The sequence below is a fragment of the Enterobacter cloacae complex sp. I1M genome (assembly GCF_014982425.1).
Lineage (GTDB): Bacteria > Pseudomonadota > Gammaproteobacteria > Enterobacterales > Enterobacteriaceae > Enterobacter > Enterobacter intestinihominis.
Genome location: NZ_JADCLG010000009.1, coordinates 61,656 through 87,267 on the forward strand (window position 1 = coordinate 61,656; position 25,612 = coordinate 87,267).

The 25,612-nt window shown below is 55.8% G+C and carries 24 protein-coding genes and 1 other RNA gene; 15 read left to right on the plus strand and 10 right to left on the minus strand.

All coding sequences use genetic code 11. The features are described from left to right. The first annotated feature begins 72 nt into the window (after nucleotides 1-72). The 5 genes from INF86_RS04500 to amtB all read left to right on the plus strand — a co-directional run bounded on the left by INF86_RS04500 (nucleotide 73) and on the right by amtB (nucleotide 5,962). Nucleotides 73-531, plus strand: coding sequence for an Lrp/AsnC family transcriptional regulator (locus INF86_RS04500; RefSeq protein WP_022647254.1), 459 nt, complete (start codon nucleotides 73-75; stop codon nucleotides 529-531). A gap of 30 nt (nucleotides 532-561) precedes the next feature. Further along, complete coding sequence (locus INF86_RS04505; protein ID WP_045307882.1) at nucleotides 562-2,316, plus strand: SmdA family multidrug ABC transporter permease/ATP-binding protein; 1,755 nt, start codon at nucleotides 562-564, stop codon at nucleotides 2,314-2,316. Further along, nucleotides 2,309-4,090, plus strand: a complete 1,782-nt coding sequence (locus tag INF86_RS04510) for a SmdB family multidrug efflux ABC transporter permease/ATP-binding protein (protein WP_171936205.1) — start codon at nucleotides 2,309-2,311, stop codon at nucleotides 4,088-4,090. Before INF86_RS04505 ends, INF86_RS04510 begins: the two co-directional genes overlap by 8 nt. 211 nt (nucleotides 4,091-4,301) lie before the next feature. Further along, nucleotides 4,302-4,640, plus strand: a complete 339-nt coding sequence (glnK, locus tag INF86_RS04515; protein ID WP_006809867.1) for a P-II family nitrogen regulator — start codon at nucleotides 4,302-4,304, stop codon at nucleotides 4,638-4,640. A 35-nt stretch (nucleotides 4,641-4,675) separates the two neighbouring features. Beyond that, nucleotides 4,676-5,962 carry an ammonium transporter AmtB gene (gene amtB / locus INF86_RS04520; RefSeq protein WP_022647257.1) on the plus strand — a complete coding sequence of 429 codons (1,287 nt, stop codon included), beginning with the start codon at nucleotides 4,676-4,678 and terminating at the stop codon, nucleotides 5,960-5,962. A gap of 93 nt (nucleotides 5,963-6,055) precedes the next feature. Here amtB and tesB read toward each other — a convergent pair whose 3' ends face one another. Continuing rightward, nucleotides 6,056-6,916, minus strand: coding sequence for an acyl-CoA thioesterase II (gene tesB, locus INF86_RS04525; protein WP_193543262.1), 861 nt, complete (start codon nucleotides 6,914-6,916; stop codon nucleotides 6,056-6,058). Between the two features lie 203 nt (nucleotides 6,917-7,119). On the opposite strand from tesB, the gene INF86_RS04530 reads away from it, so the two are divergent. Further along, the gene (locus INF86_RS04530) at nucleotides 7,120-7,647 is read left to right on the plus strand and encodes a YbaY family lipoprotein (protein WP_022647259.1); all 528 of its coding nucleotides are present in this window, start codon (nucleotides 7,120-7,122) and stop codon (nucleotides 7,645-7,647) included. 37 nt (nucleotides 7,648-7,684) lie between these two features. Here INF86_RS04530 and INF86_RS04535 read toward each other — a convergent pair whose 3' ends face one another. Beyond that, the gene (locus tag INF86_RS04535) at nucleotides 7,685-7,996 is read right to left on the minus strand and encodes an MGMT family protein (RefSeq protein WP_193543263.1); all 312 of its coding nucleotides are present in this window, start codon (nucleotides 7,994-7,996) and stop codon (nucleotides 7,685-7,687) included. A 170-nt stretch (nucleotides 7,997-8,166) separates the two neighbouring features. Between INF86_RS04535 and ffs the strand changes: the two genes are divergently transcribed. From ffs to INF86_RS04550, 3 genes are all read left to right on the plus strand, one after another. After that, nucleotides 8,167-8,263: signal recognition particle sRNA small type (ffs, locus tag INF86_RS04540), an RNA gene on the plus strand. Nucleotides 8,264-8,510: 247 nt separating this feature from the next. Next, nucleotides 8,511-8,762, plus strand: coding sequence for a hypothetical protein (locus INF86_RS04545; RefSeq protein WP_022647261.1), 252 nt, complete (start codon nucleotides 8,511-8,513; stop codon nucleotides 8,760-8,762). Further along, complete coding sequence (locus INF86_RS04550; RefSeq protein WP_006809861.1) at nucleotides 8,759-8,974, plus strand: hypothetical protein; 216 nt, start codon at nucleotides 8,759-8,761, stop codon at nucleotides 8,972-8,974. Before INF86_RS04545 ends, INF86_RS04550 begins: the two co-directional genes overlap by 4 nt. A 70-nt stretch (nucleotides 8,975-9,044) precedes the next feature. Here the strand turns inward: INF86_RS04550 and INF86_RS04555 are convergent, their stop codons facing one another. Next, nucleotides 9,045-10,466 carry a PLP-dependent aminotransferase family protein gene (locus tag INF86_RS04555; protein ID WP_023305590.1) on the minus strand — a complete coding sequence of 474 codons (1,422 nt, stop codon included), beginning with the start codon at nucleotides 10,464-10,466 and terminating at the stop codon, nucleotides 9,045-9,047. Nucleotides 10,467-10,550: 84 nt separating this feature from the next. On the opposite strand from INF86_RS04555, the gene INF86_RS04560 reads away from it, so the two are divergent. The 3 genes from INF86_RS04560 to INF86_RS04570 all read left to right on the plus strand — a co-directional run bounded on the left by INF86_RS04560 (nucleotide 10,551) and on the right by INF86_RS04570 (nucleotide 15,501). Further along, nucleotides 10,551-11,162, plus strand: a complete 612-nt coding sequence (locus tag INF86_RS04560; protein WP_022647263.1) for a YitT family protein — start codon at nucleotides 10,551-10,553, stop codon at nucleotides 11,160-11,162. Nucleotides 11,163-11,237: 75 nt separating this feature from the next. Further along, nucleotides 11,238-12,308: a LacI family DNA-binding transcriptional regulator gene (locus tag INF86_RS04565; protein ID WP_022647264.1), complete on the plus strand. Its 1,071-nt coding sequence runs from the start codon at nucleotides 11,238-11,240 to the stop codon at nucleotides 12,306-12,308. A 103-nt stretch (nucleotides 12,309-12,411) separates the two neighbouring features. Next, a complete protein-coding gene (locus tag INF86_RS04570; RefSeq protein WP_193543264.1) occupies nucleotides 12,412-15,501 on the plus strand; it encodes a beta-galactosidase in 3,090 nt (1,029 codons plus the stop codon). A gap of 51 nt (nucleotides 15,502-15,552) precedes the next feature. Here INF86_RS04570 and INF86_RS04575 read toward each other — a convergent pair whose 3' ends face one another. Next, nucleotides 15,553-17,112 (minus strand): EAL domain-containing protein, encoded by a 1,560-nt coding sequence (locus tag INF86_RS04575; RefSeq protein WP_063199709.1) that lies wholly within the window; start codon nucleotides 17,110-17,112, stop codon nucleotides 15,553-15,555. A 215-nt stretch (nucleotides 17,113-17,327) separates the two neighbouring features. Here INF86_RS04575 and INF86_RS04580 point away from each other — a divergent pair, with 215 nt between their 5' ends. Beyond that, entirely contained in the window at nucleotides 17,328-17,588 is a 261-nt protein-coding gene (locus INF86_RS04580; RefSeq protein WP_015571255.1) for a type B 50S ribosomal protein L31, read from the plus strand. Between the two features lie 2 nt (nucleotides 17,589-17,590). Further along, a complete protein-coding gene (ykgO, locus tag INF86_RS04585; protein ID WP_003859006.1) occupies nucleotides 17,591-17,731 on the plus strand; it encodes a type B 50S ribosomal protein L36 in 141 nt (46 codons plus the stop codon). Here ykgO and INF86_RS04590 read toward each other — a convergent pair. After that, on the minus strand, nucleotides 17,728-18,438 hold the full coding sequence (locus tag INF86_RS04590; RefSeq protein ID WP_193543265.1) for a GNAT family N-acetyltransferase: 711 nt from the start codon (nucleotides 18,436-18,438) through the stop codon (nucleotides 17,728-17,730). The genes ykgO and INF86_RS04590 overlap by 4 nt on opposite strands. A gap of 102 nt (nucleotides 18,439-18,540) precedes the next feature. On the opposite strand from INF86_RS04590, the gene INF86_RS04595 reads away from it, so the two are divergent. Next, a complete protein-coding gene (locus tag INF86_RS04595) occupies nucleotides 18,541-20,001 on the plus strand; it encodes a PLP-dependent aminotransferase family protein (RefSeq protein WP_023299463.1) in 1,461 nt (486 codons plus the stop codon). Here the strand turns inward: INF86_RS04595 and INF86_RS04600 are convergent. The 5 genes from INF86_RS04600 to acrB form a co-directional block, all read right to left on the minus strand. Beyond that, nucleotides 19,973-20,440: a YlaC family protein gene (locus tag INF86_RS04600; protein WP_022647269.1), complete on the minus strand. Its 468-nt coding sequence runs from the start codon at nucleotides 20,438-20,440 to the stop codon at nucleotides 19,973-19,975. The two genes, INF86_RS04595 and INF86_RS04600, sit on opposite strands and share 29 nt — an antisense overlap. 116 nt (nucleotides 20,441-20,556) lie before the next feature. Then, nucleotides 20,557-21,108, minus strand: coding sequence for a maltose O-acetyltransferase (maa, locus tag INF86_RS04605; RefSeq protein WP_023305596.1), 552 nt, complete (start codon nucleotides 21,106-21,108; stop codon nucleotides 20,557-20,559). A 207-nt stretch (nucleotides 21,109-21,315) separates the two neighbouring features. After that, nucleotides 21,316-21,534, minus strand: coding sequence for an HHA domain-containing protein (locus INF86_RS04610; protein ID WP_015571250.1), 219 nt, complete (start codon nucleotides 21,532-21,534; stop codon nucleotides 21,316-21,318). 28 nt (nucleotides 21,535-21,562) lie between these two features. Next, nucleotides 21,563-21,937, minus strand: coding sequence for an Hha toxicity modulator TomB (gene tomB, locus INF86_RS04615; RefSeq protein WP_006809850.1), 375 nt, complete (start codon nucleotides 21,935-21,937; stop codon nucleotides 21,563-21,565). 509 nt (nucleotides 21,938-22,446) lie between these two features. Continuing rightward, nucleotides 22,447-25,593 carry a multidrug efflux RND transporter permease subunit AcrB gene (gene acrB, locus INF86_RS04620; protein WP_023299464.1) on the minus strand — a complete coding sequence of 1,049 codons (3,147 nt, stop codon included), beginning with the start codon at nucleotides 25,591-25,593 and terminating at the stop codon, nucleotides 22,447-22,449. Nucleotides 25,594-25,612: the final 19 nt, after the last annotated feature.

Sequence of the window (25,612 nt, forward strand, 5' to 3'; positions counted from 1 at the left end):
CACAGAAAAAATTGTTGCTATCTGGCCTTTAAAATAGAATGTAAGGAGAATAATTTTCTCTGGGAGGTGGATATGCTAGATAAAATTGACCGCAAGCTGCTTTCTTTGCTGCAAAGCGACTGCACCCTCTCTTTGCAGGCGCTGGCAGATGCCGTTAATCTGACCACCACACCGTGCTGGAAGCGCCTCAAGAAGCTGGAAGACGATGGCATTCTGCTGGGACGTGTGGCGCTGCTGGACCCCGAAAAACTGGGGCTTGGACTGACCGCCTTCGTCCTGATAAAAACGCAGCATCACAGCAGCGAATGGTACAGCCGCTTCGTCACCCAGGTTTCCGACATGCCCGAGGTGCTCGGCTTCTGGCGCATGGCGGGGGAATACGACTATCTTATGCGCGTTCAGGTGGCAGACATGAAGCGCTACGATGATTTTTACAAGCGGCTGGTCAATAGCGTACCGGGCTTGTCCGATGTCACCTCCAGTTTCGCCATGGAACAGATTAAATACACCACAGCGTTACCCATTGAATAACTTCATAAAATATCTTCAGGAAAAGACCGCGTGCGATTATTTGCCCAATTAAGCTGGTACTTTCGTCGGGAGTGGCAACGCTACCTCGGCGCGGTGGCCCTGCTTATTATCATTGCCATTTTGCAACTGATCCCGCCCAAAGTGGTGGGATACGTCGTGGATGGTGTTACGGAACAACATTACACCGCCGCACGGGTGATGATGTGGGTCGGTACGCTGGTGTTGACGGCCGTGGTGGTTTACCTGCTGCGTTATGTCTGGCGCGTGCTGCTGTTCGGCGCGTCCTATCAGCTTGCCGTTGAGCTGCGCGAGGACTTTTACCGCCAGCTGAGCCGCCAGCACCCTGAGTTTTATCTGCGTCACCGTACCGGGGATCTCATCGCCCGCGCCACTAACGATGTGGACCGTGTGGTGTTTGCCGCCGGTGAAGGGGTGTTAACGCTGGTGGATTCCCTGGTGATGGGCTGTGCGGTACTGATTGTGATGTCTACGCAAATTAGCTGGGAGCTCACGCTGCTGGCGTTGCTGCCGATGCCGCTGATGGCGCTGGCGATTAACCGCTACGGCGAGCAGCTCCATGAACGCTTTAAGCTGGCGCAGGCGGCGTTCTCGTCGTTAAACGATCGCACCCAGGAGAGCATGACCAGCATCCGCATGATCAAAGCGTTTGGTCTGGAAGACAGGCAGTCCGCGCTGTTTGCGGCCGACGCCGCCGATACCGGTGCGAAAAACATGCGCGTGGCGCGTATAGACGCCCGCTTTGATCCGACAATTTATATTGCGATTGGCATGGCGAACCTGCTGGCGGTGGGCGGCGGCAGCTGGATGGTGGTGCGAGGCACCATGACCCTCGGGCAGTTAACCAGCTTTGCGATGTACCTCGGGCTGATGATTTGGCCGATGCTGGCGCTGGCCTGGATGTTTAACATCGTTGAACGTGGGAGCGCCGCCTACAGCCGTATCCGCGCCATGCTGGCGGAAGTGCCGGTAGTGAACGATGGCAGCGAGCCGGTACCGGAAGGTCCGGGTGTTCTGAAGGCTGATATCCGCGTCTTTATCTACCCGCAAACGGAACATCCGGTGCTTGAAAACGTCAGTTTCACGCTGCGTCCTGGTCAGATGCTGGGCATCTGCGGCCCGACGGGCTCCGGTAAAAGCACCATTCTGTCACTGATTCAGCGCCATTTTGACGTGAGCGAAGGCGATATCCGTTTCCATGACGTCCCCCTGCCACGTTTGCTGCTGGATGACTGGCGCAGCCGCCTGGCGGTCGTCAGCCAGACGCCGTTTTTGTTTTCAGACACCATAGCCAACAATATCGCGCTCGGGTGCCCGACGGCGACACAGGACCAGATCGAGCATGTGGCGCGCTTAGCCAGCGTCCATGAGGATATTCTGCGCCTGCCGCAGGGCTACGACACAGAAGTGGGTGAGCGGGGCGTTATGCTCTCCGGTGGACAAAAACAGCGTATCTCTATTGCCCGCGCGCTGCTGCTGGACGCTGAGATCCTGATTCTGGATGATGCGCTGTCCGCGGTTGACGGGCGTACCGAGCATCAAATTCTGCATAACCTTCGCCAGTGGGGGGAGGGGCGCACGGTCATCATCAGCGCGCACCGTCTGTCGGCCCTTACCGAAGCCAGTGAAATTCTGGTGCTTCAGCACGGGCATATTGCCCAACGTGGTCAGCATGAACAGCTCGCCGGGCAGGCCGGCTGGTATCGGGATATGTACCGCTATCAACAGCTTGAAGCTGCGCTGGATGAGGAGGTCACCGATGCGTAAGTTTGGACAGATGTGGCCGACGTTAAAACGGCTGCTCGCCTATGGCTCACCGTGGCGCAAACCGCTTTCCATCGCCGTGCTGTTACTGTGGATCGCCGCGATTGCGGAGGTGACCGGTCCGCTGCTTATCAGCTATTTTATCGATAACATGGTGGCGAAAAGCTATCTGCCGCTGGGGCTGGTGGCGGGGCTGGGTGTGGCGTATGTCGGGCTACAGCTGACGGCGGCGGGGCTGCACTATGCGCAGTCGCTGCTGTTTAACCGGGCCGCCGTGGGCGTGGTCCAGCAGCTACGCACGGATGTGATGGATGCCGCGCTGCGTCAGCCGCTGAGCGAGTTTGATACCCAGCCGGTCGGGCAGGTTATTTCGCGCGTCACCAATGACACCGAGGTGATCCGCGACCTTTATGTGACCGTTGTCGCAACGGTTCTGCGCAGTGCCGCATTGATTGGCGCGATGCTGGTGGCGATGTTCAGTCTGGACTGGCGGATGGCGCTGGTGGCGATCGCTATTTTCCCGGCGGTGCTGATTGTGATGGTAATTTACCAGCGCTACAGCACGCCGATTGTTCGTCGCGTGCGCGCTTACCTTGCAGACATCAATGATGGCTTCAACGAAGTGATCAACGGCATGAGCGTTATCCAGCAGTTTCGCCAGCAGGCGCGTTTTGGCGAGCGGATGGGAGAAGCCAGCCGTTCGCACTATATGGCGCGGATGCAGACGTTACGTCTGGACGGCTTCCTGTTACGCCCGCTGCTGAGCCTCTTCTCTGCGCTGGTGCTGTGCGGGCTGTTGATGCTGTTTGGCCTGACGACGCGCGGAACCATTGAGGTGGGAGTGCTGTACGCGTTTATCAGTTACCTTGGCCGTCTTAACGAACCGCTGATTGAACTCACTACGCAGCAATCGATGCTGCAACAGGCGGTAGTCGCGGGTGAGCGTGTGTTTGAGCTGATGGACAGGCCGCGTCAGACCTATGGCGATGATGAACGTCCGCTGGAAAGTGGATCCATAGCGTTTGATCATGTCTCGTTTGCCTACCGCGACGATCAGCTTGTCTTGCAGGATATCAACCTCGAGGTACCGTCGCGCGGTTTTGTCGCCCTGGTTGGGCATACCGGCAGCGGCAAAAGCACGCTCGCCAGTTTGCTGATGGGCTACTATCCGTTGACGCAGGGGGAGATCCGTCTGGATGGACGGCCTCTTTCCGCGCTTAGCCACAACGCGTTGCGTAAAGGCGTCGCGATGGTGCAGCAGGATCCGGTAGTGCTGGCGGATACCTTTTATGCCAACGTGACGCTGGGACGATCTTTCACGCCTGAGCAGGTATGGGAGGTGCTGGAAACGGTGCAGCTGGCAGATCTGGCGCGCGGGTTAAGCGAGGGGATCAATACCCGGCTGGGCGAGCAAGGCAATAACCTCTCTGTCGGGCAAAAGCAGCTCCTGGCGCTGGCGCGCGTGCTGATTGAGACGCCGCAGGTGTTGATTCTGGATGAAGCGACCGCAAGCATCGACTCCGGTACCGAACAGGCGATCCAGCTGGCGCTGGCTGCCGTGCGGGATCGCACTACGCTGGTGGTGATCGCTCACCGCCTCTCAACGATCGTCGATGCCGATACCATTCTGGTGCTGCACCGTGGCCAGGCCGTTGAACGGGGTACGCACAGAGCGCTGCTTGAGGCGAAAGGACGCTACTGGCAGATGTATCAGTTGCAGCTGGCAGGCGACGAGCTGGCCGCCAGCGTGCGCGAGGAGGAGTCGCTCAGCGCCTGATGCACCATAACAAGGCAATGCGCTAACAGTCTTAACCGTTGGTGCAAAACTGAAACGCACCCTGCACTGCCATGGTGCGTTTTTTTTCACCCCTTCGCGGCGCATGCGCGCCGCGGCGCTTTCCTCCTCACATTTCACTTCTGGCACACCCTTTGCAATATACCTCTCGTGTTAGCTGCGGCCATTACCGAATTCTGACTGGAGGGGATATATGAAGCTGGTTACGGTGGTAATCAAACCATTCAAACTCGAAGACGTGCGTGAAGCGCTGTCTTCCATGGGTATTCAGGGACTGACTGTCACCGAAGTGAAAGGCTTTGGGCGTCAGAAAGGTCATGCCGAGCTTTATCGCGGGGCGGAATACAGCGTTAACTTCCTGCCAAAAGTGAAGATTGATGTGGCGATTGCCGACGATCAGCTTGATGAGGTGATTGATGTCGTCAGCAAAGCGGCCTACACCGGAAAAATTGGCGACGGCAAAATTTTCGTTGCCGAACTACAGCGCGTCATTCGCATCCGTACCGGCGAATCTGACGAAGCGGCGTTGTAAGTAACTCCTGGCACACAGTGATAGGGATCGAGAAAATGATGAAAGCAACAATGAAAACAGGTCTGGGTTCGCTGGCACTGCTGCCGGGCCTGGCAATGGCTGCACCTGCTGTGGCAGACAAAGCCGATAACGCCTTTATGATGATTTGCACCGCGCTGGTGCTGTTCATGACGATTCCGGGGATCGCGCTGTTTTACGGCGGCCTGATCCGCGGCAAGAACGTACTCTCCATGCTGACGCAGGTTGCCGTCACGTTCGCGCTGGTGTGCGTGCTGTGGGTGGTTTACGGTTACTCGCTGGCCTTCGGGGAGGGTAACGCCTTCTTCGGCAACGTTAACTGGGCGATGCTGAAAAATATCGAACTGACCGCGGTAATGGGCAGCTTCTATCAGTATATTCATGTCGCGTTCCAGGGCTCATTCGCGTGCATCACCGTGGGGCTGATTGTGGGCGCGCTGGCTGAGCGTATCCGCTTCTCTGCGGTACTGATTTTCGTGGTGGTCTGGCTGACGCTCTCCTATGTCCCGATTGCGCATATGGTCTGGGGCGGTGGTCTGTTGGCTTCCCATGGCGCTCTGGACTTTGCGGGCGGCACCGTTGTTCACATCAACGCCGCCGTAGCCGGCCTGGTAGGCGCATACCTGATTGGCAAGCGCGTGGGCTTCGGGAAAGAAGCATTTAAGCCGCACAACCTGCCGATGGTCTTTACCGGCACCGCCATCCTCTACTTTGGCTGGTTCGGCTTCAACGCAGGTTCAGCCAGCGCCGCTAACGAAATCGCCGCGCTGGCCTTCGTGAATACCGTGGTGGCAACTGCCGGGGCCATCCTCTCATGGGTATTTGGCGAGTGGGCCGTTCGCGGCAAGCCATCCCTGCTGGGTGCCTGTTCTGGGGCGATTGCCGGTCTGGTAGGTATTACGCCAGCATGCGGTTACGTGGGCGTGGGCGGCGCATTGCTGATCGGTATCGTCGCGGGTCTGGCGGGGCTGTGGGGCGTTACCGCACTGAAACGTATTCTGCGCGTTGACGATCCGTGTGATGTATTCGGCGTACACGGTGTGTGCGGCATTATCGGCTGTATCATGACCGGTATCTTTGCTGCACAATCTTTGGGCGGCGTGGGTTATGCTGAAGGCGTGACCATGATGCATCAGGTGCTGGTCCAGCTTGAAAGTATCGCGATTACGGTTGTCTGGTCGGGCGTTGTGGCCTTTATCGGCTACAAGCTGGCCGATATGACCGTGGGGCTGCGCGTACCGGAAGAGCAGGAGCGCGAAGGTCTGGACGTCAACAGCCACGGCGAGAATGCGTACAACGCATAATTTGAGTGCCTTGCCGGGTGGTGGCTTCGCCTTACCCGGCCTGAAAAAGTGAAATTTGCAGGCCCGGTAAGCGTAGCGACCGGGCTTTTTACCTCACCCTCGATTACGCATCACACCTTCCTGCACGGTAGAAGCCACCAGCACACCATCCTGGGTGTAAAACTCCCCGCGAACAAAACCGCGTGCGCTGGACGCAGAGGTACTTTCTACGCTGTAAAGCAGCCACTCGTTCATATCGAAAGGACGATGGAACCACATGGAATGGTCAATCGTGGCGACCTGCATCCCTTTTTCCAGGAATCCCACGCCGTGCGGCTGTAGCGCAACCGGCAGGAAGTTGAAATCCGACGCATAACCCAGCAGATACTGATGCACGCGCAAGTCTGCCGGTACGCTGCCGTTGGCGCGGATCCACACCTGGCGGGTGGGCTCAGCAGTATGCCCCTTCATTGGGTTATGAAATTCGACCGGGCGGATCTCCAGCGGTTTATCGCACAGAAACTTCTCTTTTACCTGCGGCGGCAGCAGATGTGCGAGTGCGCGGGCAATTTCGGTTTCCGATTTCAGATCGTCCGGCGATGGGGCAGACGGCATCTTTTTTTGATGCTCATAGCCCGGCTCTGGCGCCTGGAACGAGGCGGTCATGTAGAAGATGGGTTTGCCATGCTGGATGGCTGCCACGCGACGGGCGCTGAAGCTTTGACCGTCACGCAGAACTTCCACGTCGTAAACAATCGGTTTAGCACTGTCACCGGGGCGTAAAAAGTAGCTGTGAAACGAGTGCACCAGACGGTCTGCCGGGACGGTCTCCTTGGCGGCATACAGCGCTTGCCCCACGACCTGGCCGCCAAAAACCTGGCGTAAGCCTAAATCTTCGCTCTGTCCGCGAAAAAGCCCTTCTTCTATTTTTTCCAGGTTCAGCAATGTCAGCAGATTGTTCAGTGCCTGACTCATAGTGGTCCTCAATAAACGCCGTGGCGAAAGATACGCTGAGTATAACGCAGAAACGATAGTGGTCCGATGGGTAGAATTATCTTAATACCTGGGCAAAATTAGGCATAAATCCGTGATTTGTGCCACACTTGTTTACGTTATGTGAATAAAACGACATCGGATGGGATCGATCCCGCCGGTGCATTGATGATAAGGAGACTTCAATGAAACTCGTGCCTATGTTAAGCGGTGTTGCAATGGCGGTGGCGTTGTCCGCCTGTGCGGATAAGAGTGCCGATGTAGCGGTACCAACGGCGACCCCAAACGGGATTAACACCCTTTCACAGCAAGCTATTCGACAGCCTAACGTGTCCGGTACCATCTGGATCAAACAGAAAGTCGCTCTGCCGCCGGACGCGGTTTTAACGGTCACGTTATCCGATGCGTCTCTGGCGGATGCACCGTCTAAAGTCCTTGCACAGCGTGCAGTTCGTACAGAGGGTAAACAGGCGCCGTTCAGCTTCGTGCTGCCGTACAACCCGTCTGACGTTCAGCCTAACGCGCGTATCCTCCTGAGCGCGGCGGTAACGATCAACGATAAGCTGGTCTTTATCACCGATACCGTGCAGGAAGCGGTCAACAAAGGGGGCACCAAAATCGACCTGACCCTGGTCCCGGTGCAGCAGACTGAAGTACCTGTGGCAACGCAGACCAATCAGCCGACCTTGCCTACACCGCCAACACAGTTGTAACTTTCTTTCGCCCTCTTCATTTTGACGGGAGAGGGCGTCAGTATTCCCAGCGATACTTCTGCATATCTATCTGTCCCGTCCCGGACACCTGTACCCCTTCTGAGAGTAATGCCTGACGCTGGCGCTGCAAGTCTGGCCCGGTGAGGGAAATGGCGCCATGGCGATTAACGACCCGGTGCCATGGTAACGTACTTCCCTCCGGAAGCCTTCTTAGCACGCCGCCAACCTGACGCGCTGCGCGCGGAGAGCCCGCCAGTCGGGCGACTTCCCCATAGGTCGTGACACAACCTTCCGGAATCGAGGCCACGATTAGCCACACTCGCTGTGGGAAAGTGTCATGTTCGTCCATTGTTTCTCCAGCGGGAAATCAGCGAAGGGTAATGTTATACGAAGATAAAGAAGATTGTCGGGTCAGTTTGCGCAATAATCCAGCATCCAGTTGCCAGCGGCTTGCAATTGAGGTGCTCCACAGGGATAATGCGCCAGCGCGTTGGTTATCAACGCTCTCAATGGGGGCTCTGTTGGTTCTCCCGCAACGCTACTCTGTTCACCAGGTCAGGTCCGGAAGGAAGCAGCCAGGGCAGACGACGTGGGTGCCGGGATGTAGCTGGCAGGGCCCCCACCCATTTGTGTTCTTCTCTGAAGTTTCCCCCTATATAAACCTTCTCAATTATGTGCCTATTTTGTTCGTGCAATATATCCTTCATTGAACTGAAATAATAATGTCATAAACCTGTAATAATAGACTGTCATTTTATTATCGGGCGTCTTTTTGTTGTCATAAGTAAAAAAATATATATCTGGATAACAAACTTATCTTCGTGTATTAAATTAAACACGTGTTCCGAAAGGATGTGACAATCATGGTAACTGCGGTTTTAAACGTTAAAATTGATGAAGCGCTAAAAGAAAGACTCCGCCACTATGCGGAAGACAATAATGAGAATTTAAGCGTGACCACAGAGAAACTGCTGCTGCTGGCATTTGAAGCAGTAGAAGAGGCGGGAGTATCGGAAGAGGATGTTGATAATCAGCATACGGAAGAAGAGAGCGTAAATCCATTTACTCCTAAAGAAATCAAAGCACTACGTAAACTTCTGAAGAAGAGAAAATGAAACAACAACTATCGACTGCCAGCGATTACAACGAGGCCTGCAATCTGTTACGTTCGGGCTATGTGAAACATGTTCGTCTTGGCTGGAATGTAGGAAGTGATGAGTTCTTTCGAATTGCGTCTGACTGGTGTGATACCGGTGCAAAAATAAAGAAAGAAGGTGAAAATTTCATTATTTCGCTGAAAGGCTTCCCGATTCCTCCTCAACATTAAGTTGTTCTTCATGAAAACAGCTGACTGCATGCGTTACAGTCAGCTGTTTTTATTGTTTCTGGCGAATAATTTACACCAGGCTCCGTTTTACTGGCGGTGTACTTTTATTTAAGGCAAGCCACAGCGGTTTGATACGCAGTAATGCCTCTTCAAGTTCTGGCGAATTGAGTGAGAAGGGCATACGCAGGTAGCGGTCAAACGCGCCTGAAAGCCCAAAGCGCGTGCCGGTGCCCATAATGATGCCTGTCGTTTCCGCACGTGCCGCCAGTTGAGTCGCCAGCATGCCGGGTAGTTCAATCCAGTATGAAAGTCCTCCCTCCGCTTCCTGAAACCGCCATTCGGGGAAATGCTCCCGTAACATCTGGCCGCAGCGGTCACGCCGTTCTGCCAGCATTTGCCGCCGGGCAGGCAGGAAGGTTTCACTGTTTTCGATAAGCCACAGCGTGGCCAGCTGTTCCAGCACCGGAGAGCCCAGATCCAGCGTATCGCGCGTCTGTGCGAGCGTGGCGATAGTGCGGGACGAGGCGCGGATCCAGCCGAGACGAAGCCCACCCCAGAAGCTTTTGCCTGCGGAACCCAGCGTAATCACTGCGGCCTCCGGGTTAAAGGCGGCCAGCGGCGGCGGCGGGGGAGCATCGAACCAGAGATCGACCATGGTTTCATCCACCACCAGCGTGGTGCGGGTTTGCGCGGCGATGTCGGTTATGGTCTGACGCGTCGCGGCATCCATGCAGCGCCCGGTCGGATTATGAAAATCCGGCATTAGATAGGCCAGACGCGGGGCTGTCTGGGCAAGCGTTGCGGCAAAACCATCGGTATCCCAGCCCGTTTCTGGCAGCGAGACGCCCACGGGCCGGCATTGCGCCCCCTGAATCGCGGCTATCGCCAGCGGGTAGGTGGGATGATCCACCACCACGCGATCCCCGGGCCCGGTCATCATTCTTAAGATCAGGGCGAAGCCGCTGACGGCACCGTTCACCACCATCACTTCGTCTGCCCGGGTGGGCAGACCGCGTGCGGTGTAGCGGGCGGCGATAGCTTCACGCAGCGCTGGAAGCCCAAGCTGATCGTACCCGGTCAGCGCCAGATTCGGCGTAATGGTCGTCAGCGCGTGGGTGTAGGCCTGATGGATCTCTGGCCCTGCGTTGAGCGCGGCGGTTGAGAGATCCAGCGCCGCGCTGGCAGTGGAAAGCGTGGGCACGGCCCGGCTGTCTGGCAGGATCGCCCGGGAACCGCTGCCGTGACGGCTCTCCAGAAAACCCTCTTCACGCAGATGCGCCAGCGCGCTGCTGATGGTGGTGCGGCTGACGTCCAGTGCGGCGGCCAGTTCCCGCTCTCCGGGCAGGCGCGTGTTTAGCGCCAGCCTGCCATCCAGAATTAACAGGCGTAACGCGTCAGCCAGCTGGCGCCACCGCGGGGTGCGGGAAGAGGTTTGTTGCCAGTGCCCTAACAGGCGAACCAGAGACTGGCTTCCAAAACGACGTGATGACATGTGCAGTCCACTATTTGAAAACTGGACATTAATCATAGTGCCATTTTCAGCGAAGATGGAAGCTGGTTCTTCGGAGAAGAGAAAATGGTGCGTCGTCTGGTACAACTTTATGTCGGTTTAGCCCTTTACGGACTTTCAACCGCGATGTTTATTCGTTCGGATCTGGGTGTTGATCCCTGGAATGTTTTTCACCTTGGCGTCGCCATCCAGGCCGGAATGAGCATCGGCACGGTGATGATTTTAACCGGGGCTGCGGTGCTGCTGCTATGGATCCCGCTGCGTCAGCTTCCGGGGTTGGGTACGGTCAGTAACGTGATTTGTATTGGCCTGGCGGCAGATGCGTCAATGGCATTGATCCCGGAACTCACCTCGCTGCCCGTGCGCATCACCCTGCTGGTTTCCGGCATTGTGGTTAACGCCCTTGCCACCGGAATGTATATCGGCGCGGGTTTTGGCGCAGGCCCGCGCGACGGTCTGATGACCGGCATACACGCCCGGCTGGGCTGGTCGATCCGCAGCGTGCGTACCGCAATCGAGGTGACCGTGTTGATTGTCGGCTATCTCCTCGGGGGAGCGTTTGGCGTCGGAACCGTGCTGTATGCGTTAACCATCGGCCCGCTGATCCAGCTTTGTTTGCCGTGGTTTCGCCAGAGACCGCGCATGCAGAAAGCCGCGCAGCCGGAGCGGATTGCTTAATTTTGCGAAGCGCTCACAGGCTATAATGGCGTAACTGTGTCAGAATAGTGACTACCTTTTACGACGCCAGAATCTATGAAAGCGATCACTCTTTATGACGTTGCCCGCGTAGCGGGCGTTTCTTATCAGACCGTTTCCCGGGTGATTAACGACGCGGAACACGTTTCTGCCCGTACGCGGGAAAAGGTCCGACAGGCCATGGCGGCGCTACATTATGTACCTAACCGTGGCGCGCAGCAGCTGGCCGGGAAACGCACTCGCACGCTGGGGCTGATGACCAGCGATCTGGCGCTGCATGCGCCGTCGCAAATCGCCTCAGCTGTAAAATCCCGGGCAGTGGAGCAGGGGGCTGGCGTGCTCATCTCTATGGTGGAGCAGCCCGCGCAGTGTCAGGCTGCTTTGCAGGAGTTACTGGCGCAGCGCGTGGAGGCGCTGCTGGTGAACGTTCCGCTGGAAGATGCTCAGGCAGAAATGCTTCAGGAAATGGCCTCGCCGACCCCGGTTCTTTTTCTTGATGTTTCCCCCACAGCTCGGGTTAACAGCCTCGTTTTCAATGCTGAACAGGGCGCTGGCCTGGGGGCGGAGCATCTGCTTTCGCTGGGGCACCGGCGAATTGCGCTGCTCGCCGGGCCGGAAAGTTCTGTCTCTGCCCGGGCTCGCCTGGCGGGATGGAAAACTACGCTGGCTCAGGCTGGCGTGGAGGCGTTTGCGGTAGCGCAGGGCGACTGGAGCGCGGCCTCGGGCTACGAGAAAGGGCATCAGCTTCTGGCGGGCGCACAGCTGCCGGAAGCGATCCTTGTGGCGAACGATCAGATGGCGCTTGGCGTTTTACGCGCCTGTGCGGAAAAAGGCGTTGCGGTACCGGGGCAGATCTCGGTTGTCGGGTTTGATGATACGGCTGACAGCGCGTGGTTTTCCCCTCCGCTGACCACCGTTCGGCAGGCGTTCCGCGAGGCCGGTGAACGCAGCGTGGAGTGGCTCCTGGCAACTGCCCGTCACGCCGAACCCTGGCAACAACAACTTCCCGTTACGTTGATCGTTCGTCATTCCACCGCGCCGCGCGCCGTACAACAGGCCGATCGTGAAGAGCTGGCGCAACAGCTAAGAACGCTGGCGCTGCTGGCGGAGAAACTGGCGCGCAGCTAGCGCTTTTGTGATCGTGCTCGCCTGGTGACGATCAAAGTCTTTACCGCCACCGTTTACCATGGCATGTTGACTAAAATTGTGAGCGCTTCGCAAAGAGGATGATATGTCTTCCACATTGCCGCTGACCCTCAGCGCAATTCTGGCTCGTCGTGACTGGGAAAACCCGGGCGTGACGCAGTGGAATCGTCTGGCCGCACACGCGCCTTTTCATAGCTGGCGCGATGAAACCCTCGCCCGGGAGGATAAGCCTTCGCTGAGCAAGCGTCTGCTTAACGGCATCTGGCGATTCAGCTTTTTCCCGGCACCAGAGCAGGTGCCCGAGGCATGGGTAACGGACGATCTGTCTGATGCCGTTGAGATGCCCGTGCCGTCGAACTGGCAGATGGAGGGATTCGATACCCCCATCTACACCAACGTCACCTATCCGATAAATGTGAACCCGCCCTATGTACCGGCTGAAAACCCAACCGGTTGTTACTCGCTCACATTTGAGATGGATGATGCCTGGCTGCTCAGCGGGCAAACCCGCATTATCTTTGATGGGGTGAATTCAGCTTTTCATCTGTGGTGTAACGGCCAGTGGATAGGCTATTCCCAGGACAGCCGTCTGCCTGCGGAGTTCGACCTCAGCGCGGTGCTGCGACCGGGGCAGAACCGCCTGGCGGTGATGGTGTTACGCTGGTGCGACGGAAGCTACCTTGAAGATCAGGACATGTGGCGGATGAGCGGCATTTTCCGTGACGTCTCGCTGCTGCACAAGCCGGAAACGCAGATTGCCGATTATCAGATCGTGACCGATCTGAATGCCGAATGCGATCGGGCGCTGCTCCGGGTTGACGTTGCGCTGGAAGGCTTACGCTATGCCGAATGCGAGGTGGCGTTTACCCTGTGGCGTAACGGCGAAGCCTGCGCGCAAATCACGCAACAGCCCGGATCGGCCATCGTGGACGAACGCGGCAGTTGGGCGGAGCGGCTCACGGTGGCGATACCCGTGAACAATCCCGCGCTGTGGAGCGCTGAAACACCGGAACGCTATCGTTTGACCATGTCGCTTCGGGATGTGCAGGGCAACATGCTGGAGACTGAAGCCTGCGATGTCGGTTTCAGACGCGTCGAAATCAGCAACGGCCTGCTGAAGCTTAACGGCAAACCGCTGCTGATCCGCGGCGTGAACCGTCATGAACATCATCCTGAGAAGGGGCAGGTGATGGATGAGGCGACCATGCGCCGCGACATCGAACTGATGAAGCAGCATAACTTCAATGCCGTGCGCTGCTCGCATTATCCGAATCACCCTCTGTGGTACACGCTTTGCGATCGCTACGGCCTGTACGTGGTCGATGAGGCGAATATTGAAACCCATGGCATGGTGCCGATGAGCCGCCTGGCGGACGATCCGCGCTGGCTGCCTGCCATGAGCGAACGCGTCACGCGTATGGTGCAGCGGGACCGGAATCATCCGTCCATCATAATCTGGTCCCTGGGGAATGAGTCCGGGCATGGGGCGAATCACGATGCGCTGTACCGCTGGCTGAAAAGCACCGATCCCACGCGGCCGGTGCAGTACGAAGGCGGGGGGGCCAGTACGGCGGCAACTGATATTATTTGCCCGATGTATGCCCGCGTCGATCAGGATCAGCCGTTCCCGGCGGTGCCAAAGTGGTCGATTAAAAAGTGGATTGGTATGCCGGACGAAACCCGTCCGCTGATCCTGTGCGAGTATGCCCACGCGATGGGTAACAGCTTTGGCGGCTTTGCCAGCTACTGGCAGGCATTCCGCAGCCATCCCCGGTTGCAGGGCGGCTTTGTCTGGGACTGGGTCGATCAGGCGCTGACGAAAAAAGCGGAAGACGGCACGGCATTCTGGGCCTACGGCGGCGATTTTGGCGATAAGCCCAACGATCGTCAGTTCTGCCTCAACGGGCTGGTGTTTCCCGATCGCACCCCGCATCCCGCCCTTTACGAGGCACAGCGTGCCCAGCAGTTCTTTACCTTTACGCTGGTGAGCACCGCTCCGCTGCTCGTTGATATCCAGAGCGATTATCTGTTCCGTCATACTGACAACGAGAGTCTGCGATGGTCGGTGGCGCGTGACGGTGTGGTGTTGGCTTCCGGCGAAATAACCCTTTCTGTTGCGCCCCAGGGGACACAGCGCGTGGAGATCCCGCAGCCTGAACTTGTCGCTGAGCCGGGCGAGGTCTGGCTCAACGTGGAGATCGTTCAGCCGCAAGCCACGCCGTGGTCGCCGTCCGGCCACCGTTGTGCCTGGGATCAGTGGCCGCTCCCGGCTCCGCTGTACCTTACGCCACCGAAAGCAGACGGAACCCCACCACAGTTAACGGTGCAGGACGAGGTGCTGGACATCACTCATCAGCAGCAGCGCTGGCAGTTTAGCCGTCTCACCGGCAACCTGACCCAGTGGTGGAACGCGGGCGCTGAAACGCTCCGTTCCCCGCTAACGGATAACTTTACCCGGGCGCCGCTGGATAATGACATTGGCGTCAGCGAGGCGACCCGCATCGATCCGAACGCGTGGGTGGAACGCTGGAAAGCGGCAGGGATGTATGAGATATCCTCGCGCCTTATCCAGTGTGAAGCGGAGCAGCATGCCCGTGAGGTGGTGGTGACCACGCAGCACGTCTGGGAGCATCAGGGTAAAGCGCTGTTTATCAGCTACAAGGTCTGGCGGATTGATGACCACGGGTTACTGCACGGTGATGTGCAGGTGACGGTGGCGTCTGACATTCCTGAACCCGCTCGCGTGGGCCTGAGCGTTATGCTGGCGGATATCCCGCAAACGGTGCGCTGGCTGGGGCTGGGCCCGCTGGAGAACTATCCGGACAGAAAACTGGCGGCGCAGCAGGGGCGCTGGGCGTTACCGCTGGACGCCATGCAGACGCCGTATATCTTCCCGACGGAGAACGGTTTACGCTGCGACACCCGTGAGCTGACGTTTGGCTCACATCACTTCCAGGGACAGTTCCATTTCTCCCTGAGCCGTTACAGCCAGCAGCAACTGCATACGACAACGCATCAGCACTTGCTGCGGGAAGAGGCTGGCTGCTGGTTGAATCTTGATGCCTTCCACATGGGCGTGGGGGGGGACGACTCATGGAGCCCGAGCGTAGCTCCCGCCTTCATTCTGCAAAACCGTCGGCTGCGCTACACGTTTTGCTGGCAGCAGAACGGCTGAGCCGAAACGTGCGGCCACTGTCGTGGCCGCACGTAACACCGCGTAATGGGTTTATTTCCTTAGGTTGTGCTCGGCCCAGCGAATGAAATCTTCTTTAGGCAGCGCCTTGCTGAAATACCAGCCCTGTCCGTACTGCACGCCGTGGCGATGCAACCATTCGAGCTGCCCTTCAGTTTCAATGCCTTCTGCGACCATCGCCAGCTTAAGCGATTTGGCCATTTCGATGATGTGGGGAGTCACGTTCTTATACTCCAGCGCGTCCACAAAGGATTTATCAATCTTCAGGGTATCGACATCAAGATCCTGCAAATAGCTCAGGCTGGAGTAACCCGTACCAAAATCATCAATGTAGATGGCATGCCCGGAGCGCCGAAACGCAGCGATGGCAGGGGCGCTGACGGCAGGATCGGCAAAGCCGCGCTCGGTCAATTCAAGGGCGATCTGGCGCGGGTGGACGCCCCATTTGTTGAGCAATTGACTCAGCAGGCGAGGCAGCTCGGGGGACGTTAAATCGGATGGTGCAAGGTTGACAGAAATGTGCAGTTCCGGGTGATGATGCAGCCAGGCACCTAAATCCTCAAACACCTTATTCACCACCAGCTGTGTCAGCGTTGAAATAAGCCCCGTCTGCTCCGCCAGGGGAACAAAGAGATTAGGCGACAGGTCACTGCCATCTGGCTGCGGCCAGCGCATCAGCGCTTCTGCACCCACCAGTTTTCCACTGCATAGCGCCACAATGGGCTGATAGTGAACCTCGATCTCCCGGTTGTTGATCGCGTCGATCAGCCGGTTACGCGGGGAAAGCAAACGGCGGAGGATGCGAAGCACAATAAGGGCTGCAACCAGGCTTATCAGTATGCCTGCCGGTAGCCAGATGATCAGCTGCTGATGCCAGGATGCCGCGAGCGGTTTTAACGATGCCCAGGCAATAACCGTAAGCCCCAGTTCTGGCACCGGTTTCAACACGTACATCGAGCCGTTGTATTGCACGCGCTTAACGTCCTGCTGCTCCTTAACGACAGAAAGAATATACGGGTCGAGAATATTGCTTCTGGCAAATATCCGATGGGTTTCGCTGCCCACCAGGGCGGCATCCATCGAAATGTCACCGAACGGGACAACATCCACAAGCGACGCCGGATCGACCATTACCAGATAATGTCCTTTCCCCAGAACGGCCATATAACGGTGAATGCCGAGGTCGTTTTGCGAGGTGAGCCACGCGCTATATCCGTCTGCGGTGATCCGCATCGGGGGCGGTAAGATCGCCGTATTACTGGATTGTTCCAGAGAGGAGCAGAGCGGCTTCAGGTTATCGATATACATCACTTCCTGAATATAGCGCCATGAGAACGCGACACGACGCATTTCGCGTAAGTGCGGAGGAGTGCAGGGCGGGGCGTTGAACAACTGTAGGTGCGTGAGCGCCTGTTTTGCCTGCGCAACGACTCTGTCGGTACGGATCAGGACGCGCGAGGCATATCTGTCCAGTGCATCCACAAATTTCGCCTCTGCCTGACGATGCGCCAGCCAGATACTGAGGCACACAGGGACCAGCACAGAGAAGATCAGTACGCCTGTCACCAGGCTGACCAGATGTCGGGTTCGCATGCTGCTGTATCCTTTCCATATGCCCGACCAGGGCATGGAGTTTGCGCGCCAGATGAAAAATTTTTTATCGCTAAATGATATAGTTATAGCATGTAACAGTCTCTGGCAGTATTTGAAAAAACCTTTCAAAAACAGGCTGTGCGTCACAGGGGTTGTTTTTGCAGCAAAGCTCAGATAGTATTTTGTTATGTTATAACAATACATGAAGGCCAGAGATGAAACCGAATATCCATCCAACCTATCGCACCGTTGTGTTTCACGACACCACGGCTAATGAATATTTTAAAGTTGGCTCAACGATTAAGACAGACCGTGAAATTGAGCTTGAGGGGAAAACGTATCCCTACGTTACTCTTGATGTCTCCTCTAAATCACATCCGTTTTATACCGGGAAGCAGAAGACCTTCTCGACGGATGGCAGCGCGGCACGCTTCCGCAAGCGTTTTGGTGGCTTTCTTGATGCGAAGCGAGGCTAATCATGCAGGTGCTTAACTCATTGCGCAGTGCAAAACAGCGTCACCCGGATTGCCAGATAGTCAAACGCAAGGGACGCTTATACGTGATTTGCAAATCTAACCCGCGCTTTAAGGCGGTGCAGGGGCGTAAAAAAAGACGCTAGACGCGCGTTTCTCGCCAGCTTTCCAGGGATCTTTTCTGTTTGCCATCGACGGTAAAATTGTCGGTGGCAAGCCAGCTTTCAAACGCGCTCGCCAGCGCTGACCACTCTTTGTCGAGAATTGAAAACCAGTCGGTGTCCCGGTTTCGGCCTTTAATGACCAGCGCCTGGCGAAAACGCCCTTCAAACTGAAAGCCAAGACGCAGGGCCGCTTTGCGGGAGGGGTCGTTCAGGCTGTTGCACTTCCATTCATAACGTCGGTAGCCCAGGGTATCGAACACGTACCGCATCAGCAGATACTGCGCTTCTGTCGACATGGGCGTGCGGCTTAACAGTGACGAGAAGTGAACATGTCCCACTTCTACAACGCCGTTTTTAGGATCGATCCGCATAAGGGACAGCGTCCCGACAGGAGATTGGGTCTGGTTATCGATAACGCTAAAGTGGATGGGATCGGATAATTTGCTCACGCTCGCCACCCATTCGGCAAACTCCTCTGCGGTGGCATCGGGTTCACGCAGCAGCCACGTCCAGCTTCGGGTATCTCCGGCCAGGGAATACGCAGAGAACAACGCGTGGGCATGCTCCACGCGCAGCGGCTCAAGCCGACAATAGCGACCCTGAAGTACCACCCGGGACGGGTGCGGGCGAGGCTGCCAGTCGGTAAGGCTTTCCCCTACAGGTTGTCCAAACTCATTGAATACACTCATCTTTATTTCCACGATGTTGAAAAGATCTCCAGATTAGTGAATTACTGGTTCCTTAAAAAGAACCAGCAGGCTATGTTTTGCTGGTACCACGAGGAGGTAAAGATGAATATACCGGGTGATGAGCTATACACCCTGCTCCATGCTGCGCTGAAAAAACGTGGGGAAGAAACGCTCCAGCGCGCGCTCTACCTTGCTTTGCGGGAGGCCATACTGTGCGGAAGGCTTCGGTCCGGCAGTCATTTGCCCGGCTCGCGAACGCTGGCGCAGCAGATCTCGGTGTCCCGAAACACTGTTAATGCGGCGCTGGACCAGCTCACGCTCGAAGGTTATTTGCTGCGTAGCCGCCAGGGTACGCGGGTGGGGCAATTCGCTCATCGTACGATTGCCCGGACATTACCGGACCCGGACGTCAGGCTGACAAAACGTGTTGCCCTGCTGCCCGCGCCTGTGCCGCGCGACACTCCGGTGATGGCATTTACGCCAGGAACGCCTGCCATCAACTATTTCCCCTTGCCGCTGTGGCGGCGGTTATACGATCGCGTCCTGCGCGAGGAGGGGAGCGCCCTGTTAGGGTATGGTGACCCGGCCGGCGAGCCGACGCTACGGGCCGCCATTGCCCGCCATCTTGCGCTCTCCCGCGGCATTGACTGCGATGCCAGCCAGATTGTGATAACCGAAGGGGCACTGGAGGGCGTCAATCTGTGCACGATGCTGTTAAGCGAGCCGGGGGATGTCGCCTGGGTTGAAAATCCCGGCTATAGCGGCGCTAAAAGCGCTTTCGTCAAAACCGGCCTGGCGATGAGCGGCATACCGGTTGATGACGAGGGGATGTGCTGGGAAGGGTTGTGTGCGCCTTCACCCACGCTGATTTTTACCTCGCCATCGCATCAGTTCCCTTACGGAAGCGTGCTCAGCGCGCGGCGGCGTCTGGCGCTGCTGGAACTGGCCCGGCAGCACAGCGCGTGGATCATTGAGGACGATTACGACAGCGAATTCCGTTATGCCGGTGAGCCCGTACCGGCGATGCTGGGAATGGTCAACAATGCGCCCGTTGTGTATCTGGGGACGTTCAGCAAAACGCTGTTTCCGTCGCTCAGAATGGGGTTCATGGTATTACCGCCAGCGCTGGCGAAGGCAGCGCGTCCGGCCATCGGCTCGCTGCTGCGCGGCGGGCATCGCGCTGAACAGCGCACCCTGGCGCTATTTATTGAGGAAGGCCACTATGCGCGACATCTTGCCGCCATGCGCCGACTTTATCGTAAGCGATACCGCCAGCTGCGGGAGGTGCTAAGTGCAGAGCTTCATACGCCGCACCGTGTTCTTGCCGGAGAAGGAGGGATGCACCTGGCGCTGGCGATTGACGGTATCGACGACCAGCGGCTGGTGGAGCAGGCAAGAGCGTTTCAGCTGGCACCCGCTGCACTGAGCGGGTACTACCTTGAGACGACGCAGGGGCAAACCGGTCTGGTTTTAGGTTACGGCAATACCTCTGCTTCGCAGTTTGCGCCGGGTATTCGACGTCTTCAGGCGCTCATTACACAGCAGCGGGGCGGGAAAGGGTAAAGACATCATAAAAAGAGAGCTGGCCCTTGGTGATGACCATTTTCTGCAACTTCTCTTTTTGCCCGGCTTCGACAGCCGGCGAGTGCAGGATGCTGTCGATCAGCTCCTTCGGCACGTAACGCGTGTTGTACCACTCCCCGTTGTAGCAGACGCGGAAATCGAGTACGTCGATATCTTCATACCGGTAACGCGGATTGACGTCGAAAAAGAAAAACGCGTTAAACACCACGAACAGCACAACCAGCAGCCAGACGGAATCGACCAGCGTTTCAGACTTCAGCATGACGATAAGCGTTGCCAGCCAGGCGGCGTACATGGCGACGAACAATCCGGGATGTTTGCGAATAAAGCTGATGCTAAAGCGCGGACGATTGTCGCGCTTTTCGCGGGTATTGAGCTCGTCGATGGTGGCGGTAAGCAGGCGCTGTATCTCTGTCATTTTTTGCCTTTATGATTGTTAAAAATACAGGTGATCTGCCTATTTTATGAGAGGGGTTTATGCGATGAAAGTAACAGTTATGCCAGGAAAAAGCATAACAGTTACTCAGGATGCGCTTAGATCATTTTAATGATTTTCGCCGGATTCCCGCCCACTACCGCATTGGCCGGCACGTCTTTGGTCACTACCGCGCCGGAAGCGATAACCGCATTATCGCCAATGGTCACGCCCGGATTAATCACCGCGCGTCCGCCGATCCAGACGTTATGGCCTATGGTGACCGATTTACCATACTCCAGCCCGCTGTTACGTTCGGTCGCGTCCAGAGGATGCGTGGCCGTATAAATGTGCACCCCCGGTGCGAGCATACAGTTATCGCCAATGCGGATAGGGCAGACGTCCAGCATGACGCAGTCGAAGTTGGCGTAAAAATTGTTGCCCAGATAGATGTTATAGCCGTAGTCGCAGCGGAAACTCGGCTCAATATAAGCGCCTTCGCTTTGACCCAGCAGGTCAGATAATAAGGCGCGACGTTCGGCCTTCTCATCGGGTGCGGTATGGTTATAGCGGTGAACAATATGACGAGCGCGTAAACGGTCAGCCCTCAGCGTGTCATCGCCGGGGCGATAATATTCACCGGCAATCATCTTCTGTTTTTCTTCACTCATGGGAACCTCTCTGGAATCGTTTTACGTAGCGTAAAGAGGATTAGCCAGAAAGGGAACGTTCCCTAAAAGTGGCTGTGACGGGAGTCACAACATTCTTGCGTATAAATACGTTTTATACGGGGACCTGGCGTTTGCACTTGAAGCGTAATACGAAAGGTAAATTCAGCTTAACAACGGGCGTAGTGCCTTAAAGTCTCTCTTCAACGACTAACGAACAAATTTCCATACCGAAGAGGGGATCTTGTCATAGAGTTTATTCATGGTCAGTTCAGCAAGACGATGGTCGGCAGCTGAATAAAATACCGCCAGTTCATTATCAGACAGCTCGTATTTATTTTTCTCAATAACACGTTCGAGCGTGTCAATTGACTGACAGCGTCGCAGGCGCATCAAATAATCGACTTTAGTTAATGGTTTATCAGACATAAAATTCACCTTAGTATTTGTAATAATTTTAACAGGAAAGACTAACCGGATTAGCTCTGCTGACATTCGTGAAGCAGCGAAATAGACGGTTTCCTGATTTACGCCATTTCTGCAAATCCTGTGCGTTAATGCCGTAGCTGCTGAACAACATAAAGGTGTCGTCCAGGTATTCATCAATTTGCTCTATCAACTTATTATCTTCATTGTACTTAATTTTATAATTAAGTGCGAAGGTTGCGATATGCTCGATCAGCTCATTAAGCTGTAAATTGATCGCAGACGTTGGATCGTTCACCCAGCCATGGTTACTTTCTTCAAGATTGGCAAGGCAGTCATGGTACAAGGATTCGCAGAGAAATTTCAACTGCGCGATATCATGCCTTTTTGGCGAGTACTCGTCCATAGCGCATCCCCTTCTGAGTGATTTTTTACTCACCGAACATCATGTCGGGATGGATACAACTTGCTTAGCCACACGGGAGCTGTGTTCCTGATAACTCTAACTATAAGCCACTCTGATCAGGATTTCACCGCGCTATTACGAAAAATTACAATTAAAACGTTTCCTTGCGAGCGCTTACGCAAATGTGACCTCAGACGCGAACACTTTTATCGAGAGAAACCCTTTTTTTAATCCGTTCCTTAAGATTCATTGAGTTAGCGCAATGTTTCAATTGAAGTCCGGATTCAGATGTCTTCGGCATTTACGATGATTTAGGATTTGTCCGAATATTTTAGGCGATGAATTGATATAAAAAGAATGCTGAATTCTACGATTAGCTTATCGGATTATTATGATAAGTCTTATCAGGACGGGTGAAAATAAATAAAACGACAATAAGACTATTTTATGAATTTTTCTGAAAATGAAAAAGGCCGCAAATGCGGCCTTTTTATCATGTGAAACCGGTATCAGTGATGTTCTACCGAATGATTGTGCTCCACATCTTCATTTTTGCGGCTAAAGCGGCGACGTACCACCACGAAGAACACCGGTACAAAGAAGATGGCGAGAACGGTCGCAGTGACCATACCACCCATTACACCGGTACCTACCGCGTTCTGTGCGCCGGAGCCTGCGCCTGAGCTGATAACCAGCGGCATAACGCCGAGGATAAACGCCAGGGACGTCATCAGGATTGGACGCAGACGCATACGAACGGCTTCAAGCGTTGCTTCAATCAGGCCTTTACCTTCTTTCTCCATCAGATCTTTGGCAAATTCGACGATAAGTATCGCGTTCTTCGCCGACAAGCCAATGGTTGTCAGCAGGCCCACCTGGAAGTAAACGTCGTTAGTCAGCCCACGGAAGGTTGCGGCAAGCAGCGCACCGATAACCCCCAGCGGAACCACGAGCATAACGGAGAACGGAATCGACCAGCTCTCATACAATGCCGCCAGACACAGGAACACCACAATCAGTGAAATGGCGTACAGGGCAGGGGCCTGGTTACCGGACAGACGTTCCTGATAGGACATACCGGTCCAGTCGTAGCCAATACCCGCAGGCAGTTTGCTGGCCAACTCTTCCATCAGGTTCATGGCTTCACCGGTGCTTCGGCCCGGCGCCGCCTGACCGAGGATCTCCATCGAAGGCAAGCCGTTATAACGCTCCAGACGCGGCGAACCGTATTCCCAGCGCGAAGTTGAGAAGGCGGAGAACGGCACCATCTGGCCATCGCTGCCGCGAACGTACCAGTTGTTGATATCGTTCGGCAGCATACGGTATTGCGCTTCGGACATGACGTACACTTTCTTCACGCGACCACGGTCGATGAAGTCGTTGACGTAGCTGCCACCCCAGGCTGCACCCAGCGTGGTATTGATGTCACTGATGGACACACCCAGCGCCTGTGCTTTTTCCTGGTCGATATCGATCTTGTACTGCGGCGTATCTTCCAGACCGTTAGGACGCACGCCCACCAGCAGGTCAGGGTGTTTAGCCACCTCGCCAAATAGCTGGTTACGCGCCTGAGTCAGTTTTTCGTGGCCCAGACCGCCCTGGTCAATCAGCTGGAAGTCGAAGCCGGTCGCCGTACCCAGTTCAACAATCGCTGGCAGGTTAAAGGCGAAGACCATCGCATCTTTAATCTGTGAGAAGGTACCCATGGCCCGGTTGGTAATGGCTTCAACTTTGTTCTCATCACCCGGACGTTCGGACCAGTCTTTCAGAGAAACGAAGGCAATACCGGTGTTCTGACCACGACCCGCGAAGCCAAAGCCGTTAACCGCAAACACGGATTCGACGTTGTCTTTCTCTTTGGTCAGGAAGTAGTCGGTCATCTCATCCAGCACTTTTTGCGTACGTTCTTGCGTCGCACCCGCCGGAAGCTGAGCCATGCTCAGGAACACGCCCTGGTCTTCATCTGGCAGGAACGAGCTTGGCAGACGAACAAACAGGAAAGCCATGCCCACCACGATGATGATATAGAGCAGCAGATAACGACCGGTGCTGCGCAGGATGTTCCCCACGCTGTCGGTGTAGTGATGCGTACTCTTATCAAACATGCGGTTAAACCAGCCGAAGAACCCTTTGTGCTCGCCGTGGCCACCTTTCTTAATCGGCTTCAGCATGGTCGCACACAGAGCTGGCGTCAGAATCAGGGCTACCAGCACCGACAGCGCCATCGCGGAAACGATGGTAATAGAGAACTGACGGTAAATCGCACCGGTTGAACCACCGAAGAAGGCCATCGGGATAAATACCGCAGACAGAACCATCGCGATACCGACCAGCGCGCCCTGGATCTGGCCCATTGATTTACGGGTTGCTTCCTTCGGCGGCAGGCCTTCTTCCGCCATCACACGCTCAACGTTTTCGACCACTACGATGGCGTCATCCACCAGCAGGCCGATGGCGAGCACCATCCCGAACATCGTCAGGGTGTTTATCGAATAGCCAAATATCGCCAGAACCGCGAAGGTGCCGAGCAGTACAACCGGCACGGCGATGGTTGGGATCAGCGTTGCGCGGAAGTTTTGCAGGAACAGGTACATTACCAGGAAGACGAGGATGATCGCCTCAACCAGGGTTTTTACCACTTCGTGAATCGAAATTTTAACGAACGGCGTGGTGTCATACGGGTAAACAATTTTCAGACCTGACGGGAAGAAAGGTTCCATCTTCTTCAGTTCTGCACGGATAGCCGTCGCGGTGTCCAGGGCGTTCGCCCCAGTCGCCAGTTTGATACCTAAACCGGAAGCCGGTTTACCGTTGAACTTCGCAATAACGTCGTAGTTCTCGCCACCCAGCTCCACTTTCGCCACGTCACGCAGGCGAACCTGCGAACCGTCCTGATTCACCTTCAGCAGAATTTTACTGAACTCATCCGCCGAGGTCAGACGCGTTTGCGCGATGATAGACGCGTTAAGCTGCTGGCCTTTCACCGGCGGCGTGCCGCCTAACTGACCGGCTGCAACCTGGGCGTTTTGCGCTTTAATTGCGCTGATCACGTCAACCGGGGTCAGCTGGAAGTTGTTCAGCTTATTCGGATCCATCCAGATACGCATCGCGTACTGTGAACCGAACAGCTGAACGTCACCCACACCAGACGTACGGCTGATGGCGTCCTTCATGTTGGCGCCCACGTAGTCGGAAATATCTTCCTGCGTCATGGTGCCATCGGTGTTAATCACGCCGACAACCATCAGGAAGCTACTGGACGATTTCTCGACGCTCACACCCTGTTGTTGCACTTCCTGCGGCAGCAGGGGCATCGCCAGCTGCAGTTTGTTCTGCACCTGAACCTGCGCAATGTCCGCATCCGTACCTGATTCAAAGGTCAGGGTAATCTGAACTGTACCGGTTGAGTCACTGTTTGAGGACATGTACATCAGGTTATCGATACCGTTCATGTTCTGTTCGATAACCTGCGTAACGGTGTCCTGCACCGTTTTGGCATCAGCGCCCGGGTAGGTTGCGGAGATCGTCACTGCCGGCGGCGCAATCGTTGGATATTGCGCAACAGGCAGCTTCAGGATCGCAAGTCCCCCGGCCAGCATGATGATAATGGCGATCACCCACGCAAATATGGGGCGATCGATAAAGAAATTAGGCATGTCTTAACGGCTCCTGTTT

Excerpts from the sequence above, each read along its gene's own strand:
- INF86_RS04500 (WP_022647254.1), top strand. The coding sequence starts at position 73 with ATGCTAGATAAAATTGACCGCAAGCTGCTTTCTTTGCTGCAAAGCGAC.
- INF86_RS04510 (WP_171936205.1), top strand. The coding sequence starts at position 2,309 with ATGCGTAAGTTTGGACAGATGTGGCCGACGTTAAAACGGCTGCTCGCC.
- glnK (WP_006809867.1), top strand. The coding sequence starts at position 4,302 with ATGAAGCTGGTTACGGTGGTAATCAAACCATTCAAACTCGAAGACGTG.
- amtB (WP_022647257.1), top strand. The coding sequence starts at position 4,676 with ATGATGAAAGCAACAATGAAAACAGGTCTGGGTTCGCTGGCACTGCTG.
- tesB (WP_193543262.1), bottom strand. The coding sequence starts at position 6,916 with ATGAGTCAGGCACTGAACAATCTGCTGACATTGCTGAACCTGGAAAAA.
- INF86_RS04530 (WP_022647259.1), top strand. The coding sequence starts at position 7,120 with ATGAAACTCGTGCCTATGTTAAGCGGTGTTGCAATGGCGGTGGCGTTG.
- INF86_RS04535 (WP_193543263.1), bottom strand. The coding sequence starts at position 7,996 with ATGGACGAACATGACACTTTCCCACAGCGAGTGTGGCTAATCGTGGCC.
- INF86_RS04545 (WP_022647261.1), top strand. The coding sequence starts at position 8,511 with ATGGTAACTGCGGTTTTAAACGTTAAAATTGATGAAGCGCTAAAAGAA.
- INF86_RS04550 (WP_006809861.1), top strand. The coding sequence starts at position 8,759 with ATGAAACAACAACTATCGACTGCCAGCGATTACAACGAGGCCTGCAAT.
- INF86_RS04555 (WP_023305590.1), bottom strand. The coding sequence starts at position 10,466 with ATGTCATCACGTCGTTTTGGAAGCCAGTCTCTGGTTCGCCTGTTAGGG.
- INF86_RS04560 (WP_022647263.1), top strand. The coding sequence starts at position 10,551 with ATGGTGCGTCGTCTGGTACAACTTTATGTCGGTTTAGCCCTTTACGGA.
- INF86_RS04565 (WP_022647264.1), top strand. The coding sequence starts at position 11,238 with ATGAAAGCGATCACTCTTTATGACGTTGCCCGCGTAGCGGGCGTTTCT.
- INF86_RS04570 (WP_193543264.1), top strand. The coding sequence starts at position 12,412 with ATGTCTTCCACATTGCCGCTGACCCTCAGCGCAATTCTGGCTCGTCGT.
- INF86_RS04575 (WP_063199709.1), bottom strand. The coding sequence starts at position 17,112 with ATGCGAACCCGACATCTGGTCAGCCTGGTGACAGGCGTACTGATCTTC.
- INF86_RS04580 (WP_015571255.1), top strand. The coding sequence starts at position 17,328 with ATGAAACCGAATATCCATCCAACCTATCGCACCGTTGTGTTTCACGAC.
- ykgO (WP_003859006.1), top strand. The coding sequence starts at position 17,591 with ATGCAGGTGCTTAACTCATTGCGCAGTGCAAAACAGCGTCACCCGGAT.
- INF86_RS04590 (WP_193543265.1), bottom strand. The coding sequence starts at position 18,438 with ATGAGTGTATTCAATGAGTTTGGACAACCTGTAGGGGAAAGCCTTACC.
- INF86_RS04595 (WP_023299463.1), top strand. The coding sequence starts at position 18,541 with ATGAATATACCGGGTGATGAGCTATACACCCTGCTCCATGCTGCGCTG.
- INF86_RS04600 (WP_022647269.1), bottom strand. The coding sequence starts at position 20,440 with ATGACAGAGATACAGCGCCTGCTTACCGCCACCATCGACGAGCTCAAT.
- maa (WP_023305596.1), bottom strand. The coding sequence starts at position 21,108 with ATGAGTGAAGAAAAACAGAAGATGATTGCCGGTGAATATTATCGCCCC.
- INF86_RS04610 (WP_015571250.1), bottom strand. The coding sequence starts at position 21,534 with ATGTCTGATAAACCATTAACTAAAGTCGATTATTTGATGCGCCTGCGA.
- tomB (WP_006809850.1), bottom strand. The coding sequence starts at position 21,937 with ATGGACGAGTACTCGCCAAAAAGGCATGATATCGCGCAGTTGAAATTT.
- acrB (WP_023299464.1), bottom strand. The coding sequence starts at position 25,593 with ATGCCTAATTTCTTTATCGATCGCCCCATATTTGCGTGGGTGATCGCC.